At 65.4% G+C, this 16887-nt stretch carries 9 protein-coding genes; 6 read left to right on the top strand and 3 right to left on the bottom strand.

The window, feature by feature from the left end; all coding sequences use genetic code 11:
• The first annotated feature begins 28 nt into the window (after positions 1 to 28).
• The 4 genes from C6Y44_RS07880 (at position 29) to C6Y44_RS07865 (ending at position 5438) form a co-directional block, all read left to right on the top strand.
• The gene (locus C6Y44_RS07880; RefSeq protein WP_159418795.1) at positions 29 to 1900 is read left to right on the top strand and encodes a DUF2075 domain-containing protein; all 1872 of its coding nucleotides are present in this window, start codon (positions 29 to 31) and stop codon (positions 1898 to 1900) included.
• 97 nt (positions 1901 to 1997) lie between these two features.
• A complete protein-coding gene (locus tag C6Y44_RS07875) occupies positions 1998 to 2879 on the top strand; it encodes an HNH endonuclease (RefSeq protein ID WP_159418796.1) in 882 nt (293 codons plus the stop codon).
• A 238-nt stretch (positions 2880 to 3117) separates the two neighbouring features.
• Positions 3118 to 3888, top strand: a complete 771-nt coding sequence (locus C6Y44_RS07870) for a helix-turn-helix domain-containing protein (protein ID WP_159418797.1) — start codon at positions 3118 to 3120, stop codon at positions 3886 to 3888.
• Positions 3889 to 4241: 353 nt separating this feature from the next.
• Positions 4242 to 5438, top strand: coding sequence for a DUF3761 domain-containing protein (locus C6Y44_RS07865; RefSeq protein ID WP_225623753.1), 1197 nt, complete (start codon positions 4242 to 4244; stop codon positions 5436 to 5438).
• 368 nt (positions 5439 to 5806) lie between these two features.
• Here the strand turns inward: C6Y44_RS07865 and C6Y44_RS07860 are convergent, their stop codons facing one another.
• Positions 5807 to 6733 (bottom strand): HNH endonuclease, encoded by a 927-nt coding sequence (locus tag C6Y44_RS07860; protein ID WP_225623752.1) that lies wholly within the window; start codon positions 6731 to 6733, stop codon positions 5807 to 5809.
• A 328-nt stretch (positions 6734 to 7061) separates the two neighbouring features.
• On the opposite strand from C6Y44_RS07860, the gene C6Y44_RS07855 reads away from it, so the two are divergent.
• Together C6Y44_RS07855 and C6Y44_RS07850 are read left to right on the top strand one after the other, a co-directional pair.
• The gene (locus C6Y44_RS07855; RefSeq protein WP_225623751.1) at positions 7062 to 8783 is read left to right on the top strand and encodes an alpha/beta hydrolase; all 1722 of its coding nucleotides are present in this window, start codon (positions 7062 to 7064) and stop codon (positions 8781 to 8783) included.
• Positions 8784 to 8895: 112 nt separating this feature from the next.
• Positions 8896 to 10629: an alpha/beta hydrolase gene (locus C6Y44_RS07850; protein WP_159418798.1), complete on the top strand. Its 1734-nt coding sequence runs from the start codon at positions 8896 to 8898 to the stop codon at positions 10627 to 10629.
• A gap of 514 nt (positions 10630 to 11143) precedes the next feature.
• On the opposite strand, the gene C6Y44_RS07845 is transcribed toward C6Y44_RS07850, so the two are convergent.
• A complete protein-coding gene (locus C6Y44_RS07845) occupies positions 11144 to 15499 on the bottom strand; it encodes an AAA domain-containing protein (RefSeq protein WP_404817789.1) in 4356 nt (1451 codons plus the stop codon).
• Positions 15500 to 15668: 169 nt separating this feature from the next.
• A complete protein-coding gene (locus C6Y44_RS07840) occupies positions 15669 to 16874 on the bottom strand; it encodes a glutamate dehydrogenase (RefSeq protein ID WP_159418799.1) in 1206 nt (401 codons plus the stop codon).
• Positions 16875 to 16887 lie beyond the last annotated feature (13 nt).

Genomic DNA, 16887 nt, shown 5'->3' with positions numbered 1-16887 from the left:
GGATTCGTGCTGCCTTGGGGACCTGACTGTGACGCTGCTTCGTACTACCGCCCGCCGGATCGTCGACCTCGATCGTCCCGAATCGCTCGCGGAGCAGTTGTTGGAACAGATGCTGTTTCGCACGGGACGACGCGCCGGAGAATCCGAGCAGAAGTCCTGGGCACGGAGCCTGCCCGTACTCGCTCGCGACCTCGTCGACGCCGGGTTGGACGACGTCGAGATGCTGCTCGAATATCACCTTCCTCTGACGTCCCAGCGTGCCGACGTCGTCCTGGCGGGGACGCATCCGCAGACCGGTGCAGCTTCGTATGTGGTCGTCGAGTTGAAGCAATGGTCGGCAGCGCGGCGGTACGAGGACAACCCCGAACTTGTCGAGGTAGCCGGGATGCCCGGAGGACCGAAGCTGCACCCGGCCGCACAGGTGAAGGGGTACTGCGACTATCTCGTGGACTTCGCCCGCACGGTGTCCGATCAACCCGACGCTCTTGCCGGTATCGCCTACCTCCACAACGCCACCGATCAGAGCGCCGTCGCCGATTTGCGTTCCTATCCGATGAGCGTCACGGGACGCATGTTCACCGCTGCCGAGCGCGGAGACATGATCGCGTTCCTTCGGAGCCGTCTCGCCCCTGCGCCCGGCTATTCCGCCGGCGACGCTCTGATGAAGTCGGCGATCGCCCCCTCCCGGCAACTCCTCGAGGTTGCCGCCGCAGAAGTACGCGACCGCCCCCAGTTCCATCTGCTCGGAAACCAACAGCTCGCCGTCGACCTCGTACTCCACGAGGTCGAACAGTCACGCGCCGCCGATCGCAAGCGCGTCATCATCGTCACCGGCGGTCCCGGCAGCGGCAAGAGCGTGGTGGCGTTGTCACTGCTCGGCGAGCTCGCCCGGCGTGGACGAACCGTCCTACATGCGACCGGGTCTCGATCGTTCACGCAAACCCTCCGGAAAGTTGCGGGGCACCGCGCGCCGCGCGTGCAGAAGATGTTCAAGTACTTCAACCAATTCATGACGGCAGATCGCAATGGATTGGACGTCCTCATCCTCGACGAGGCCCACCGCATTCGCGAAACTTCCGTAGACCGCTACACCCGAGCCGAGCTCCGCACAGACCGACCGCAGGTCGACGAACTCATTGCGGCCGCGCGCGTCCCTGTCTTCCTTCTCGACGAGCACCAGGTGGTACGCCCCGGAGAGATGGGGTCTTTCGCCCAGATCGAACGTTATGCAGCCTCACTCGGGCTCGAGACGCAGCACATCCACCTGGGAGAACAGTTCCGCTGCGGGGGTAGCGAAGAGTATCTGCTGTGGGTGAAGCGGCTGCTCGATCTGGAGGACGGAGGGCCGTTCGAGTGGAAGGGCGACCCGCAGTTCACCGTTCGTGTTGCGGACAGCCCCGAGGAGATGGAACATTTCCTCTCCCAGCAGCGGGAGCGCGGATACTCGGCGCGGATGACGGCAGGCTACTGCTGGCCGTGGAGTAATCCGGACAAGGCCGGAAATCTGGTTCCCGACGTTCGGATCGGCAGCTGGGCGCGTCCGTGGAACAGCAAGAGCGACCGCCGGGTCGGCGACGCTCCCCCAGCAGCGTTGTGGGCTACCGAGGACGGCGGCTTCGGCCAGGTCGGTTGCGTCTACACCGCCCAAGGTTTCGAATACGACTGGAACGGAGTCATCCTCGGACCTGATCTAGTCTGGCGTAACGGACGATTCACCACGGTCCGAGAGGCCAACCGCGATCCCGACTTCAAGAATCGCACGCGAATTTCCGACGTGCGCTTCGACCGGTTGGTCCGCAACGTCTACAAGGTGCTGCTCACCCGCGGAATGATCGGCACCGTCATCTACTCGACCGACGCCGAAACGCGCGACGCGCTCCGTGCACTGATCACCGACTGACACCTCACGACGAGTATCGAACACCGAGCACGGCCCGACGGACTTCCGCAGCAGGACATGCCCCCACCCGATGCGAACCTGAGAAGGCGCATGGGCAATGACCAGCTGGATCGTCAAGATCAACGAGAAGACGCCACAACACTGGGATTACGCGCGGGACGACGGTTTCTGGGATGTGCGTAGCCCGTCGTACTTCAAGAAGATTGCGCCCGGTGACGACATCTACTTCTGGATAACGAGCCAGGGCAACGGGTTCGTCGCGTATGCACGAGCAACTTCCGGCCTCTACGAAATCACTCCCAGCGCGCCGCCCGCACATTGGAGCGACGTTCGGACCGGCGGTTACACCCACCGATTCGAGTTCGACACAATCAGTGAGGACGTGGTTTCATCGCCCACCTGGGCTCAGTTGCAGAAGTTGCTCGGGAGGAATCTCGCGGCGCAGGCCGGAGCCAACCAAGTGTCCGACCCGTCTGTCGAGAGTCGCTTGCGCTCTCTGTTCGGCCCGGAAGCCGATCTTGCTTTCGCCCACTTCCCCGTCGTCGATATAGAGTTGCCCGCCAGCCTTCCCACCTATGAGAAGGGCGACGATGTCCGTAAACGCGCTCAACGAGCCATTGCTGTGCGATACGGTCAGCCCCAGTTCCGTCGCGCACTGCTGGCAGCGTATGAACGTCGTTGCGCAGTCACGGGATGCGACGTCGAAGCGGTCCTGGAAGCGGCCCATATCGACCGCTACTTCGGTGAGCACAGCAACCATGTGCCCAATGGCCTTCTCCTCCGTGCCGACCTCCACACCTTGTTCGACCTGCAACTGTGGACGGTGCGCAGCGACCTCACCATCGAAGTGGCTCCCCGACTCGCGGGCAGCGAGTACGCCGCACTGGCCGGCAAGCGGCTTCGCGTACCGAAAAGCTCCGCTCATCGCCCGGACGCTGCGGCGCTCGGCCGGCATCGAGAAGCGTGCAGCTGGATCTGATCGGCTCCCTAACTCCGGCAGAAAGGCCCGATGACGACCGCCGCAGAGATGTCGCGGCCCGCGTGGTCATGTAAACCGTTGCGCTGAAGCGACTTCGAAGTTTTTCCTTGCGCGCACAACCAGAGGAGTGCCAAGATCTCAAGATCGTCACCGATCCGCGTGGCGTCACAAGCGAAGAAGGCCCGCCAGGAGCGGCAACTCCCGACGGGCCGGATGTCCGACTTATAGGGAGTCGAACGTGGGCCAGAATACCCTGGCTGGCGGCGTGCGTCGTGGACCGCGCCTGGCCAGCAACTTCACCATCCTCAGCAATGCCGTCATCAACGACGAACGCTTGTCCTTCCGCGCCCGTGGCGTGCTCATCTGGCTCTTGTCGAAGCCGGACGACTGGCGTACTCGATCCGACTCGATAGCCGGTCAATCACCGAAGGAGGGGCGCGACGCCATCCGCTCTACCCTGCGGGAGCTGGCGGAGCTCGGCTACTTGATCCGAGAGAAGATCCAGAACGAGCGCGGACAGTGGATCACCATCCAGACGATCTACGAGGAGCCGCGCACCGGCCCGGAGCCTGAAAAGCCGACGCGCGGTCGCACGGACAACGGTATGCCAGGCGCTCTTATCAGTACTGATGAACCAAGAACGAAAACCAACCGCACCCCACCGGCGTCCAATGCTCCGCTCACTCCGGCCGTGGCAGGTCTGGCAACAGCCTGCAAGCAAGCGGGATTGATGGCGACATTCGCGTACCTCAAGCCTGAGGCGGCAGCTGCAATCGAGAATCTGATCGAAACCCACGGCACCGCGAAGCTGGTCGCAGCAGCCAGAGCAGTTCATCGTCCGGAGAACCCCATGAAGTACGCACAAGCGTGGGTGCGGATGTGGCAAGAATTGACCGTCCCACGCAGCGTCCCGGAGAAGTGCGACAACTGCGATGAGTACGGATGGCTACCGGACGACGAGTACGGACGTGCAGTAAAGTGTCGGTGCCGCATCGCTCGCGTCGCGTAAGCAGTCTTACAGCGGTTCGAATGAGCTCCGAGTAGCGCGAATTCCGTCTTTTCGGACATGGCGTAACGGATTTCACGCTGCCGCCGAAACAAGCAAGTGCACCGGTTCGGCGTCCATTGCCGGCCCCTATGAATTGGTATACACATGCTCTACTCCACCCCCGCGCATACCATTCTTGCCGCGGTCATCCATACCTGCTTCCGCGTCGAGCAGGTGTAGCCATGTCGACGAATCCCTCCCGAACGTCCCAACGTGATCGGGGAGCACGCACTCGCCTGGGAAAGCTCATCGCTGTAATCGCGATCGTGCTCGGCGCGATATTTGCATTGGCCGGTTTCACAGGAGCGTGGGGCATGGCAGTCTTCGGACTCCTTGCGATCGCTGCAGGCGTCATGTACCTGCGCGAAGACCGCACCCGGCCTGCGCGCTACAAATGGGCGGCGTGGGCCCTCATCCCCGGCTTCATACTCGCTGGCGCTACTGCCCCGGAGCCCGAACGTGAGCCGGAAACGCCCGCTGCCGAGCAGACTTCCGCTATTGCCGCACCGGTCTCCTCCTCCACATCGACTACGACGACGCCGCCACCGGAGCCGTTACCGGCACCGGCCAGTTTTGAGTTGGTCGACAGCGATCGCGCAACGCAAGCGCTGAAGACTCTCGCAACGATCCGCGTCCGCGATGAAGCACCTGCCGCCCAGTTCGACCTCACTCGTTTCGGCGAAGAATGGTCCGACGACGTGGCAGTGGACGGTGGCCACAATGGCTGCGACACGCGTAACGACATCCTCCGCCGCGACCTGACGGCCGTATCACTCGATCCGCAGTCTGCGTGCACAGTCCGTACCGGAACGCTCGAAGACGTCTACACAGGTGATTCGGTCGTCTTCGACGATGTCGTCATCGACCACGTCGTCTCGCTGAGCGATGCATGGCAGAAGGGTGCGTACGAACTCGGTGCCGAGACCCTCCGGGACCTGGCCAACGATCCTCGCAACCTTCAGGCAGTCGCACAGAGCGTCAGCACGGAGAAGAGCGACAGAGACGCCTCTGCATGGCTGCCACCGAACGAGGGATACCGCTGCACGTATGCAGCACGGCAGGTCGAGGTGAAGGCCGCTTACCAGCTGTGGACTACGATCACGGAACACCAAGCGCTCAAGCGTGAATTGATTTCGTGTGGCGGCATTGCCCCGACGCCGACGCCCACGACTACCGAGCCCGCGCCGACCACAGAGCAGTACACACCTCCGCCGGCGGCTGCGTTCGTCGCGCCTCCTCCACCGGTCGAGATCGAACCGGCACCGGCACCGCCTCCCGCTCCCGCTCCCGCTCCCGCTCCCGCTCCCGCTCCCGCTCCCGACAGCGGTTACAGCGGCGGTTGCGGAGCGAACAGCTACGTCAATGTGAACGGCAACTGCATTCCCGGCCCTGTCCAGGCGCCCACAGCTCCCGCTGGAGCATCGGCCCGCTGTGCTGATGGCACGTATTCGTTCAGCCAGAATCGACGCGGCACGTGTTCGGGCCATGGTGGCGTGGACGAATGGCTGTAGGCAGGCTCGTTGACCCTGGACACACCCGTCGCTTCCAAGTGCGGAGTTGCTTGACGAGGTCGTAATCGCGGACCGGGCCGGATGCCCTCAGCGGATTTCCACCACTCCGCGGGACTTACCCAGTCTGCACTGCGCGAGGCCGCTTTGTGCGCGAATCAGAATTCGGCTTGCAGGCTCCGCGACGAGCACACGCTGGACCGCGTGACCGAATTCTTCGGCGTCACGAGCCTCGACCGATCTGATCCGTCAGCGAACAACCAATGAGATGAGGGTGTGCGAGGGTCCAGCCCTTGCACACCCTTTACTCATCGAATGTCACTCGAGCGAACTGGGTTGCGCAGCGCGTCTATCGCCCCGGCTCCTCATCTTCACCCAACACTGCGGAAACGTTCGTAACTGATCGCCAGGAGTTCTCGATCGGGACGCTCATTGCGAGCCGGCGGAACCACCATGAGCTTTTGTCCGTGCCGTTCCTTGAGGCCGTGTTCGAGCATCGGGCCGTCGATCTCGGCGAGAAGATCCTTCCGGATCTCGACGACCAAATCCGGCGTTATACCGAGAATGTTCACGTCGTATGCGGCGTGGTGAATCTTGCACAGAGCAAGCCCGTTGGTTACCGACGAAATACCTGCTTCGTGCGAGTCGGGCACGATATGCGCAGCATCCAGCAGCTCACTATGACCGAGAGCGCAGACCGCACATCGCGCTTCATATGCGCGCATCACAGTTGCACGAAAGACCGGCTGATGGAGCCGACGTTTCGTCTCAGCCACGACATAACGCCGAAGCTGCTCCTCTGCTTGGGAATCGGGACGATGGAGATCACGAGCCACTTCCGTGGCGACGACGAACTGGTGTTCGTCGGGTTCTTCCGCCACGATGAATACCGGATAGATGGGCTGGAACAAACTCGGACCGACGCCGTAGAACCAGATCAGCGGCACGCCCTCGTTCATGGCCGCGCGCAAACCACGATTGTCCATGTTTTTCGGGTCGGTCGTCGACCACTTGTAGCGCAGGAGTCCGTCCGAGCCGACCTGATCCTCGTACGGACGCCTCGCACCCGGCGCGCGGTACGTCGTACTGATGGATAGGGCGGACGAAAGCTCCTTCGGCTTCCGAATCCCTCGCGTCGGGTCCATGAGCCGAAACATCTTCCCGTCGATCGTGAAGTCGAGGAGGTCCTGGCGACTGATCGGATCGAGGCCGTCGTTTGTGCGGATGGTCAACCATGCCATTGCCTCGCGACGGAGACGAGCACCGAAATCGTCGCCGCTCCACGAGCCGTCACTCACAAATCCTCCTGGCCACCCAATCAGAGACCACGCGCCGGCGATATCAAGACGCATCGGTCGATTGTTCCCTATTGAACCATTAGCGGCTAGAATGACTTGCTTGCGGACTCCCGTATCGACTGCCTAGAAAGTGTCGTCCACCTTCCGCAGGTCCCAGCCGTCGAACGGATCCTCATCGCCGAGCCGGGATGCCTTCACTATGGCGCTGGCGGCGGCGTCAGGATCCGGATACGCCGCGCCGAGCAGTGCACGAACCGGAGCTCAATGCGACTAGGCGCCGGCTTCGCTCGGCCCGCGGTGGATAACCGACGGGGTTAGGGTCACTCCCGTGAGCACGCAAGTCGATACAGACGAGACAACTCCGCGCGAAGGCAATACGGGTCGACGCCACCTCTCCGTCTTCGGCCTCGACTTCGTCGGTCTCGTCGTCGCCCTGTTCTTCTTCGCGTGGAGCCTGAGTCCCTCCCTCATCCCCCGCGAGTGGTATTTCCAGGGACTCATCAGTGGCGTGACGGGCATCGTCGGGTACGGCATCGGTGTGCTCGTCGCCTTCCCCGCGCGGCGATGGATCGCTCCACGCCTCACGTGGTGGCGCCGGCGCCACACGGTCCGACGTATCGCCGAGGTGGTGGTCGCTCTCGTCGCGGTGGGAACGCTTCTGGGGAGTCTGTTCGCTGCGGCGGGATGGCAGAACGAGGTCGGCGCCCTCATGGGCATCGAGGCCACGACGGGCTTCGCGTATCTGCGCACCGGGTTGGTGAGCGTCGCGATCTTCGCCGCCCTCCTCTACATCGCACGCGGATTGCGGTGGGTCGGACGACGCTTCGCAGAGTTCCTCGCGACCCGCCTGCGCGTTCCGGTCGCCGCGGCCGGCGTCCTCGCGCCGGTCATCCTCGTGCTCGCGGTGGTCGTCTTCGTCGACCAGGTGCTGCTCGCGAGCAGTTCTATGGCGGCACGCATCGTGTTCGCCGACGACAACAACAGCACCGACCCCGGCGTGGAGCAGCCTCGGATTCCCGAGCGGTCGGGCAGCCCGGCATCTCCGTCGTCGTGGGAGAGCCTCGGTCGTCAGGGACGCACGTTCGTCGCAGGCGGGATGACCGCCGAGCAGCTGACCGAGCTGAACCGCACTCCCGCGCTCGAACCCATACGGGTGTATGCGGGGCTCGAAGCCGACGGCACCACCGACGAACAGGTGCAGCTGATCCTCGACGAACTCGACCGTACGAAGGCATGGGAACGCGAGATCCTCGTGGTCGCCGGTACCACCGGGACCGGGTGGGTGAATCCGTTCGCCGCCGACTCGATCGAGATGATCTACAACGGCAACTCGGCGATCGCCGCGATCCAGTACTCGTTCCTGCCGAGCTGGATTTCTTTCCTCGTCGACGGTTCCGCTGCCAAGGCCGCCGGTAACGCACTGATCAACGGGGTCCACGAACGCTGGTCGGAACTGCCGGAGGATCAGCGACCCGAGCTGGTGGTCTACGGCGAAAGCCTGGGATCGCAATCCGCCGAGGCGGCCTTCGACGGCCTCGACGACATGCGCAACAAGATCGACGGCGCGCTGTTCGTCGGACCTCCGAACTCGAACCAGCTGTGGCGCAGCATCGTCGACCATCGAGATCCCGGCAGCCCCGAGGTCCTTCCCGTCTACGAGGACGGCGTCGCGGTGCGGTTCGCCTCCGACGTTCAGACGCTCGAAGACCAGCGCGGACCGTGGAGCGACCCGCGGATCCTGTATCTGCAGCACGCGTCCGATCCGGTGGTGTGGTGGGGACCGGGACTGCTGTTCGAGCGACCCGACTGGCTCGCCGAACCTCCGGGCTCGGATCGCTCACCGTCGATGCGGTGGTATCCGATCGTCACCTTCGCTCAGGTCGCGGCCGACATCATGGTCGGCACCTCGCCGCCCGTCGGTCACGGGCACAACTACGAGGACCTCATCCCCTACGGCTGGGCCGCGGTGACGTCCCCCGAGGGATGGACGTTCGCCGACACCCAGCGCATCGCCGATGCCGTCGAACAATTGAACACCGCGGACGAGTAGACGAACACGGCACGCATCCTGCTCGTCTGCTACCTTCTCCATCACGGCTTCGCATTCCGTCACCTCGCCCTGCCATCCTGCGCACCTTGGGTTCCGACGAAAGCGACCGCCGATGACCACGACCCTCGATACACCACCCGCGCTTCCTGAGCCCGAACCGTCGTTCCCGGCTCGGTTGAGGGAAAGAACCTTGCGATGGTTGGGACGGTTCCATCCGGTCGGTCTGGCCGTCGCGCTGCTGTTCTACTGCTGGTCGCTGTCGCTGTCCCTGCTTCCACGCCCCTGGTACCTGCAGGGCGTCGCGACCGGCATCAGCGTTATCACGGGTTACGGCATCGGGGTGCTTCTCGCGTGGATCGTCCGCAAGTGCGGCGTCGAGACGAACTGGTCGGCGACCGTGAAGAAGGTCGGCTGGTATCTGCTCGCGCTGGCCGCCGTCGTGGTGGTGCCGACCTTCCTCGTCCTCGGTTCGTGGTGGCAGGACATCAGCCGTGAGCTCGTCGGGATGGAACCCGGCAGTAGCTGGGACTATCCGGGTGTGCTGCTTGTCGCCGTGGTCGTGGCGCTGCTTCTGCTCGTGATCGGTCGTGGTCTGCGGCGCGTGGCGCAGTGGGTCACCGGGCTCGTCGTCCGCGTGTTGCCGGCACCTCTGGCGCGCATCGTGAGTGTCGTGTTGGTGGGGCTCCTCGTGTTCTGGGCGGTCGAGGGTCTGCTGTCGGTCCAGATCGCGCGTATCGCCAACGGCTCGGCGATGGCCGTCGACGAAGGCACCGCCGACGGAGTCGAGCAGCCGCAGGCGCCGGAGCGATCCGGCTCCGACGCGTCGCTCGAACGGTGGGATTCGCTGGGACGTGAAGGGCGCACGTTCGTCGCAGGTGGTCCGTCTCCGGAGGAGATCACCGCGGTGACCGGTGAACCCGCAATGATGCCGATCCGGGTCTACGCCGGTTACCGCTCCCTGGACAGCCTCGACCGCTACACCGAGTTCGACGAGATGGAGGTACTCGCCTCGCATGTCGTCGCCGAACTCGATCGCACCGGCGCCTTCGGCCGGGAGTACCTGGCAGTGGCCACGACGACCGGCCGCGGCTGGGTCAACCAGGACGTCGCCGCCGCACTGGAATACCTTTCCGACGGCAATTCAGCCATCGCGGCCATGCAGTATTCGTTCCTGGCCAGCCCCTTGGCCTTTCTCGCCGACCGGGTCTCGCCGCGCAATGCAGGTCGTGCGCTGTTCGAAGCGGTGTACGCGAGGTGGAGTGTTCTCGATCCGACTACCCGGCCGAAGCTGCTCGTCTTCGGCGAGTCGCTGGGTTCGTACGGAGGCCAATCGGCGTTCGCCGGCGTGCAGGACATGATCACCCGAACCGATGGCGCACTGTGGGTGGGCACGCCGAATTTCACGGAGCAGTGGCGGCGCATCACCGATTCGCGTGATCCCGGCAGCCGCGAAATTCTTCCGGTCATCTACGGCGGACAGAACGTACGATTCGCGGCGACCCCCGACGACCTCACCGATCTCGACGGCCTGCGCGACTGGGAATCTCCCCGCATCGTGTACTGGCAGCACCCCAGCGATCCGATCGTCTGGTGGTCCTCCCAACTCGTTCGGCACCGCCCCGATTGGCTGCGCGACGAACGCGGCGCCGACATCGACCAAGGGATGTCGTGGATTCCCTTCGTCACCTTCTGGCAGGTCACCCTGGACATGGTGTTCGCCGCCGAAGTACCGGGCGGCCACGGCCACACCTACACCGCCGAGGCGGCGTTCTTCTGGGCGGACATCCTCGGAATCGAAGACGAATCGCGGGTGGCGGCTGTCTTCGACGCACTGTCGGATGGGTGACGACGCGAATTCACCCTCATTTTTAACCCGACGGATCGAGTTTCCTCCACATTTATTTCCCCACCCCGTGATAGAACGTCGATATTGCTTGTGAATCGACACAGGAATGCGAACCGGAGTATGTCGATTCACGGGTACAGATAGTTCGTCGACGCGGCCCCTGCCGCGGAGAGGTGTCGCATATGTGCACGTGAGCGGTGAGAGCGGCACCTCCCTAGACACACACGAAAGATCCCCGAAGGCAACACCTTCGGGGATTCTTCGCTGCCCGAATATTACTGGCCGCTGAGGCTGCTGATGCTGCCGATGAGCTCCATGAACGGGCCGAGCAGCTTCGCCAGGTCGATGAGGGCCTGAAGTTCTTCCATGAGGGACTCCTGTCACAGGGGAATTATGTGCAACGAGACTCGTTGCGCATCAATAAATATCAGGAATCCGTGCACTTCGCTGAAGAAAGGGCGTGAAAAGACGCACTGTAACGTTCCCGGTCGATAACCGATGCTACCGAGTTGTTTCAGTAAACGTCCGTCGCTGCGATCGGTCGCATATCCACGCGACCGGGCGTGATTCCGCGGCGCTCCAGCTCCTCCCAGAGTCCCGACAGGGCTGCGACCGGGTCGAGGTAGTACTCCGATTCCCGGACCCGCCAGAATTTCCAGCCGCTGCGGTGCAGTTCACGCTCCCGCTCCAGATCGGCGTTCTGTCGGTCGGGGCCGGTGTGCCACTGCTCGTCGTCGCAGGCGACTGCAAGCTTGCCTGCCGCCCCCGTCACGACGAGATCGATGAAGTGACCGTTCACCTCGACCCGCGGGTTCACGTGATAGCCGCGGGCGGCGATGTCGAGGAAGACGTCCTGCTGGAAGAGACTGTCGAACGCGTTGTGCCGCTCGTCGCGCGTCACGCCGTCGGGCATCGACTCGGCCGGCCGCGGGGACGTCGTCCGCATGTGGGTGAGCAGCGAGTACCGCAGGTCGGTGCGACGCAGCGTGTCGATGGTCCTCGAGTGGAACAACCACAGCTGATCCTGGGCACGCGACGCCGCCACATTGAACCGTCGCTGGTATTCGGTCCGCGTCAACGCCGCGATGTTCTGTTCGGGCGCCACGACCATCGACAGGAACACCACGTTCCGCTCGTCGCCCTGGAAATCCGGGGGCGTGCCGACGCGGAGCCTGCGTTCCTCCCACTGCTCCGGGGTGAGTCGCTCGAGCAGTTCGTTCTGGATGATGTCGACCTGCAACTGCCCCTGCAGCACCACGACACCGAAGGTCTTGCCGTCGTAGGCGGGGTCCTCGACGCACTTCACGAGCGTGTCGACGAGGGCATGTGCCTCGGCGTAGTTCGTCAACGTCGAGTTCTGCCCGGTGACGGCGCCGTCCTCGACCAGCGTGGTGCGCAGCGGCTGCAGACGATCGGAGCCGTACTGCCGCATGGGCACGAGCGGGTCGTCGGCGTAGAACTGGTCGCTCGACCACGCGATGATCTCCGGCATCGACCGGAAGTGCTCGCGCAAACGGACGATGCTGCCGAACCTCGACCGCAGCAACGAGAACAGGCTCGATCGCGGAGTGAAGCTGTCGCGCAGGTAGTTCGGGATGTCGGGCAGATACGAGTCGAGACGGCTGAACACCCCGTCGAGTGCACCCAGCGACACCGCGCTCGGTGCACACTGCTTGTCGTCGCCGACGACGATCACGCGCGGCGCCAGCCACAGCAGAAACAGGCTGCTGATGTCGGTCTGGCTCGCTTCGTCGACGATGACGACGTCGAACGAATTCTGTTCGGGCGGAATCGAAGCCAGGACCTGCTGCAACGGCATCACCCAGGCGGGCACTGCACCCTGCGCGACCTGCATGGCCTCGCGTGCCGCCGCCCGATAACGCTCCGCATAGCGGCCGGTGCCCTTACCGATGCTCGCGATGTGATCGCGGTACGAATGGAGTGCCTGCACCTGCTCGGCCGTGGTGCGGTCGAGACATGCGCTCCACGCCTTCTCCTCGACGAGCTCCGTCGTGAGGCGCGCGATGTCCGTCTCGAGTGCGTCGAGGTCGCGTTCGAACTGCCCGTCGTCGCTGCGCTCGTGGAAACGACGCACCCACTCGTCCGCACGTCGCCACGCCCACGCCTCGTCGATGTCGGCGAGGCGAGCCGGCCAGGCCAGGCTCAACGGATTCTCCGCGAGCGCCTGAGCAAGCGCCGGTGCCGCGGTGGTCAGGCGCGCGTGCAGGGAGACGAGTTCCAGCTCCTCGCGCTGCTCTCCGGCCGCTCGATCCCACGCGTCCAGGGCCGCATTGATGGCGTCGAAGTCGGCCTCCTGGAAGGCCCGTGCCAGCGCGCGTCCTTCGGGCGACGCTCCCCCGGAGATCTGACCCCGCACGTACATGCCGATGGATTCGAGCCAGTTCTTGCTCGCTTCGGCGGTGCCTGCGGCGGCGATGGTCCGTGCCGATTCGGCGGTGGACCGCGCCTGTTCGATGCTGGTGATCCGCGGCGCCCCCGGATGCACTTCGCGCAGTGCCGATTCGACGTCGTGCACCCGTGCCACGAGATTGTCGACGATGGCGCGGTCCCGGTCGAGGAACGCGAGGGTGCCGACGGCGCGGCTGCGCGACTCGTCGAGTTCGATGTCGATACCGAGGTCGCGGAGGACGACCCGCGCGACCCGGATCGCCTCGAGCGCACGCAGGTGTTCGGCGACGACGCGCGCTGTCTGGGCGGTGGTGGCGGCGACACCGTCGACGGTCGCGATCTCCCCGAGTGCCTCGACGGCGGATTGCTCGTCGCTGCGCCGGAACCGGGTGAAACCGCTGCGCCACGTGTCGCCCGCCTCGAGCTTGCGCGCGAGCGCGTCGTACGCCTCGAAGGCCTGTCGTCCCGTCACCGAGATGTCCACGGAGCCGGCGCCGACGATCCGGTCGGCCTCCTGTGCGGCCTGCACGAGCCGGGCGAGCTCGGCGGTCTTCCCCCACAAGTGCTGGGCCCGGCCCGACAGCACGTCGTCGGCGACGCGCTGGATTCGCGCGTCGAGCCGGTCCGCGTCCTCGAGGGCGCCCTGCAGCTGCTCACACAGATCGCGGATGCGGCCGAGTGCTTCGAGCGACGCGCCCTCGAGAATCCGCAACAGTCCCTGCGTCTCACCGTTGGTGGTGCCGCTCGACGCCTGCGAGACGGCGGCGCACGCGTACTGCAGTTCCCTCTGGGTGGGCAGCGACAGTTCGGGGAAGCGCTGCTGGCGACGGCGCGCGCGCTCGACGCTCGACCGCTGATGCAGAGAGTGGAGGGTGACGAGTTCGTCGACCGTCAGCGGCGAGGTGTCGGTGAGCAGAGGCGCGGGCAACCATGCGTACTTGGCCTCGTACGCTCGGACCCGCCGGACGATCGACGCGGCCGTCCCCTCGTAACCGGCGGCGACATCGGCGTGGACCCCGGTCTCCTCCGCGCGCGCCTGCCGGATCTGTTCCATCAGCGTCGCGCGACGCTCCAGGGCGTCGTTGCGTTGCGTGGTGAGCTCGTCGATGCGCTCCTGCGCGCGCCGAACGTTGAATTGCGCCTTGCGGATGGCGATTTCGCTGACACTGCGGGTGAGTTCCACGGTGCCGCCGTGCACCGGGTCGGTGACGGCCACGCACAGTTCCTGCAGTTCGGACGGGAGCTTCTCCCGGAGCACACGCAGCGCCTGCGCCTTCTCACTGGTGACCAGCACCCGCTGCCCGCGCGCGAGTAGCGCCGCGACGATGTTGGCGATGGTGTGGGTCTTGCCCGTGCCCGGAGGTCCCTCGACCACGACACCGCTGTCGCCGGCGAGCCGGTCGATGATGTCGCGCTGTTCCTCGTTCGCGGGCAGCGGCAGCAACTGCTCGCCAGTGAACTCGGTCGAGGGCGTGCCGATGCGGTCGAGCCACGCGACGCGGTCGGCCGGTTCGATCGCTTCGACGAGCTGCGCCAGCCCGAGCGGCACCGGATTCGACTCGTCGGCGGCCGCCTCGGTCATGCGGCTGTAGTACTCGATGAGCGCATGCGCGCCACGCTTGCGCAGCACGAGCACCGGCGACGGCGTCACGAACGCGTCCGATGACGACGCTTCGTCCGCACGATCGACGACGTCGACCGGCACCGTGAGCGCACGCTCGGCCCAACTCTTCAGGAACGCGCGAGCCGCGGGGTCGAGAGGCGACGCGACCTGGGTGACGAGGGCGTCGTGCAGCTCACGGACACTCGTCGGATCGAAGACCTCCAGACCGGTGAGGAGCTGGACGTCTTCGAGCGACGGTCCGGCGCTGGGACTCAACCGCACCACCAGGTCGCCGGAGTCGCCCTGTCGCTCGATGAGCGCGGCTTGGGTGATCAGGTGCGTGTGGACCCGCGCGCCCGCCACACCCTCGGAGAGGTGCAGCAGACCCGACGCGACGACGAGCTCCAGCGATTCGGGCTGATCCTCGAGGTCGAGCATGGCTCGCTGCAGGAAGGAATACAGATGCGAGGCGGCCTGTCGCTCGCGGTCGACGACCGCCCACGTCCGCCATTCCGTCAGCCAGGCGTCGAGCCCCTCGATACCGAGGGCCTGCGGGTCGACTTCGGGCTCGACGGCGGAATCCGCGATGTCCCCGTGCACGTACTTCTCGAGTTCGGCGGGCGGGCGCGGGGGCTCTTCGAGCTGAGCGCGACGCGCGCGCAGGACGATGTCGCCCGATGCGGCGTGGGCCCGCAGGCCGGCCCTGATGTTTCCCTCTTCGAGGGACATCACGGCACGGTGTTTGTCGACGACTCGGACGGGCGCGCTGCGGGCCTTGACGAGCTCGGCCAGGAAGGCAAGCAGGCGCTGCACGCGATCCCTCAATTCGGGTTCGCTCTCGCCTGACTCCACGCGCACTCCACTCACCCTTGCGGACGTCCTTCCGCCCGTCCACGGGGACGGGTATGTCCACCTTAGAAGTCTTGATCGACATGCGCGTTTCCGGACCCGGACGACGCCCGCCGGTGTTTCCGCCGATCCTTACCTTCGAGGCGCTGACCTGCAGAAACTGGGTGAGGGTGGAATGTCAGGGGATGATGATCGTGCGCGAGGCCGTCGGCGCGTGGTTGGTCGCGCCGAGTTCGCGTGCCGTCTGCCGCGGCGGCACCCGATCGAGCGCCCACCGCTCGACCAGCAACGTGATCTTGGTCAGCATCTCGCTGCGCAGGCGCTGGAACGAATCCTCAGGATCGGTCCCCACCCACCCGAGGAGCACCCACCACGCCCACGCGACCGCACCGGCGTTGGCGACGAAATCCGGGATCACCGGGATGCCGCGGCCGGTGAGCACGGCTTCGGCGTCCGGCGTCGTCGCGGAGTTCGCGGCCTCGATCACGACCCGTCCGGCGACCCGGCCGACGTTCTCCGCCGTGATGGCGTAAGAGATGGCGGCGGGGACGAAGACGTCGGCGGGAATGCCGATCACCGCGTCGCGCGGCAATTGCTCGACATGCGACGGGACGCGGGACCGGTCGATCTCCCCGTACTCGTCGCGGAGGTCGAGCAGTTTCGGGATGTCCAGTCCGTCAGCGCAATACAGCGTTCCGGCGGCATCGGCGACCGCGGTGACGCGCATGCCCGCCTCATGCAGGTACCAGGCGGCGCCGCCTCCCATCGTGCCGATTCCCTGGATCGCGACGGTGGTCTCGGCCGGCGCCCAGCGGTATGCGTTCGCGGTGGCGATGCAGGCCTGCGCGACGCCGTAACCACCGATCACGTCGCCCAGCAGGAAGCCGCCGTCGACCGGCGCGTTCAGGGAGGTGCGTACCCGGTCGAGGGTGATCGCCGGGTCCGCCGCGCGACTGATCGCGGCGTGGAAGGACTGGTGCAGACCGAGCCGCTCGAAGACCTCGTCGAGGAGGTGCTGGGGAACGCCCAGGTCCTCGGCGGTGACCCAGTGCGCGTTCAACCAGGGACGCATCGCCTGGCAGAAGCGCTGCAGCACATCGACGGCACGGGGATCCTTCGGGTCGAAGTCGACCCCGCCCTTCGCGCCGCCCACCGGCAGGTCGAACACCGCGGTCTTCGCGGCCATGCCGCGCGCCAGGTCCTCGACCTCCGACATCGTGCACCCGGCCCGCATGCGGGTGCCGCCGGTCGCCAGATCGCCCACCAGGGTGTGGACGACGAGATAACCGTGCGCACCTGTCACCGGGTCGGTCCAGGTGAGACGCATGAAGGGTTCGTCCCTGCGGGTATCCACCGCGTCGACGCGTGCTGCCATGGTGGTCATATGCGGTCCCCCG

The organism is Rhodococcus rhodochrous (assembly GCF_014854695.1).
GTDB lineage: Bacteria > Actinomycetota > Actinomycetes > Mycobacteriales > Mycobacteriaceae > Rhodococcus.
The sequence above is the reverse complement of the archived record's forward strand: the minus strand, read 5'-3'. Positions and strand labels throughout refer to the sequence as shown.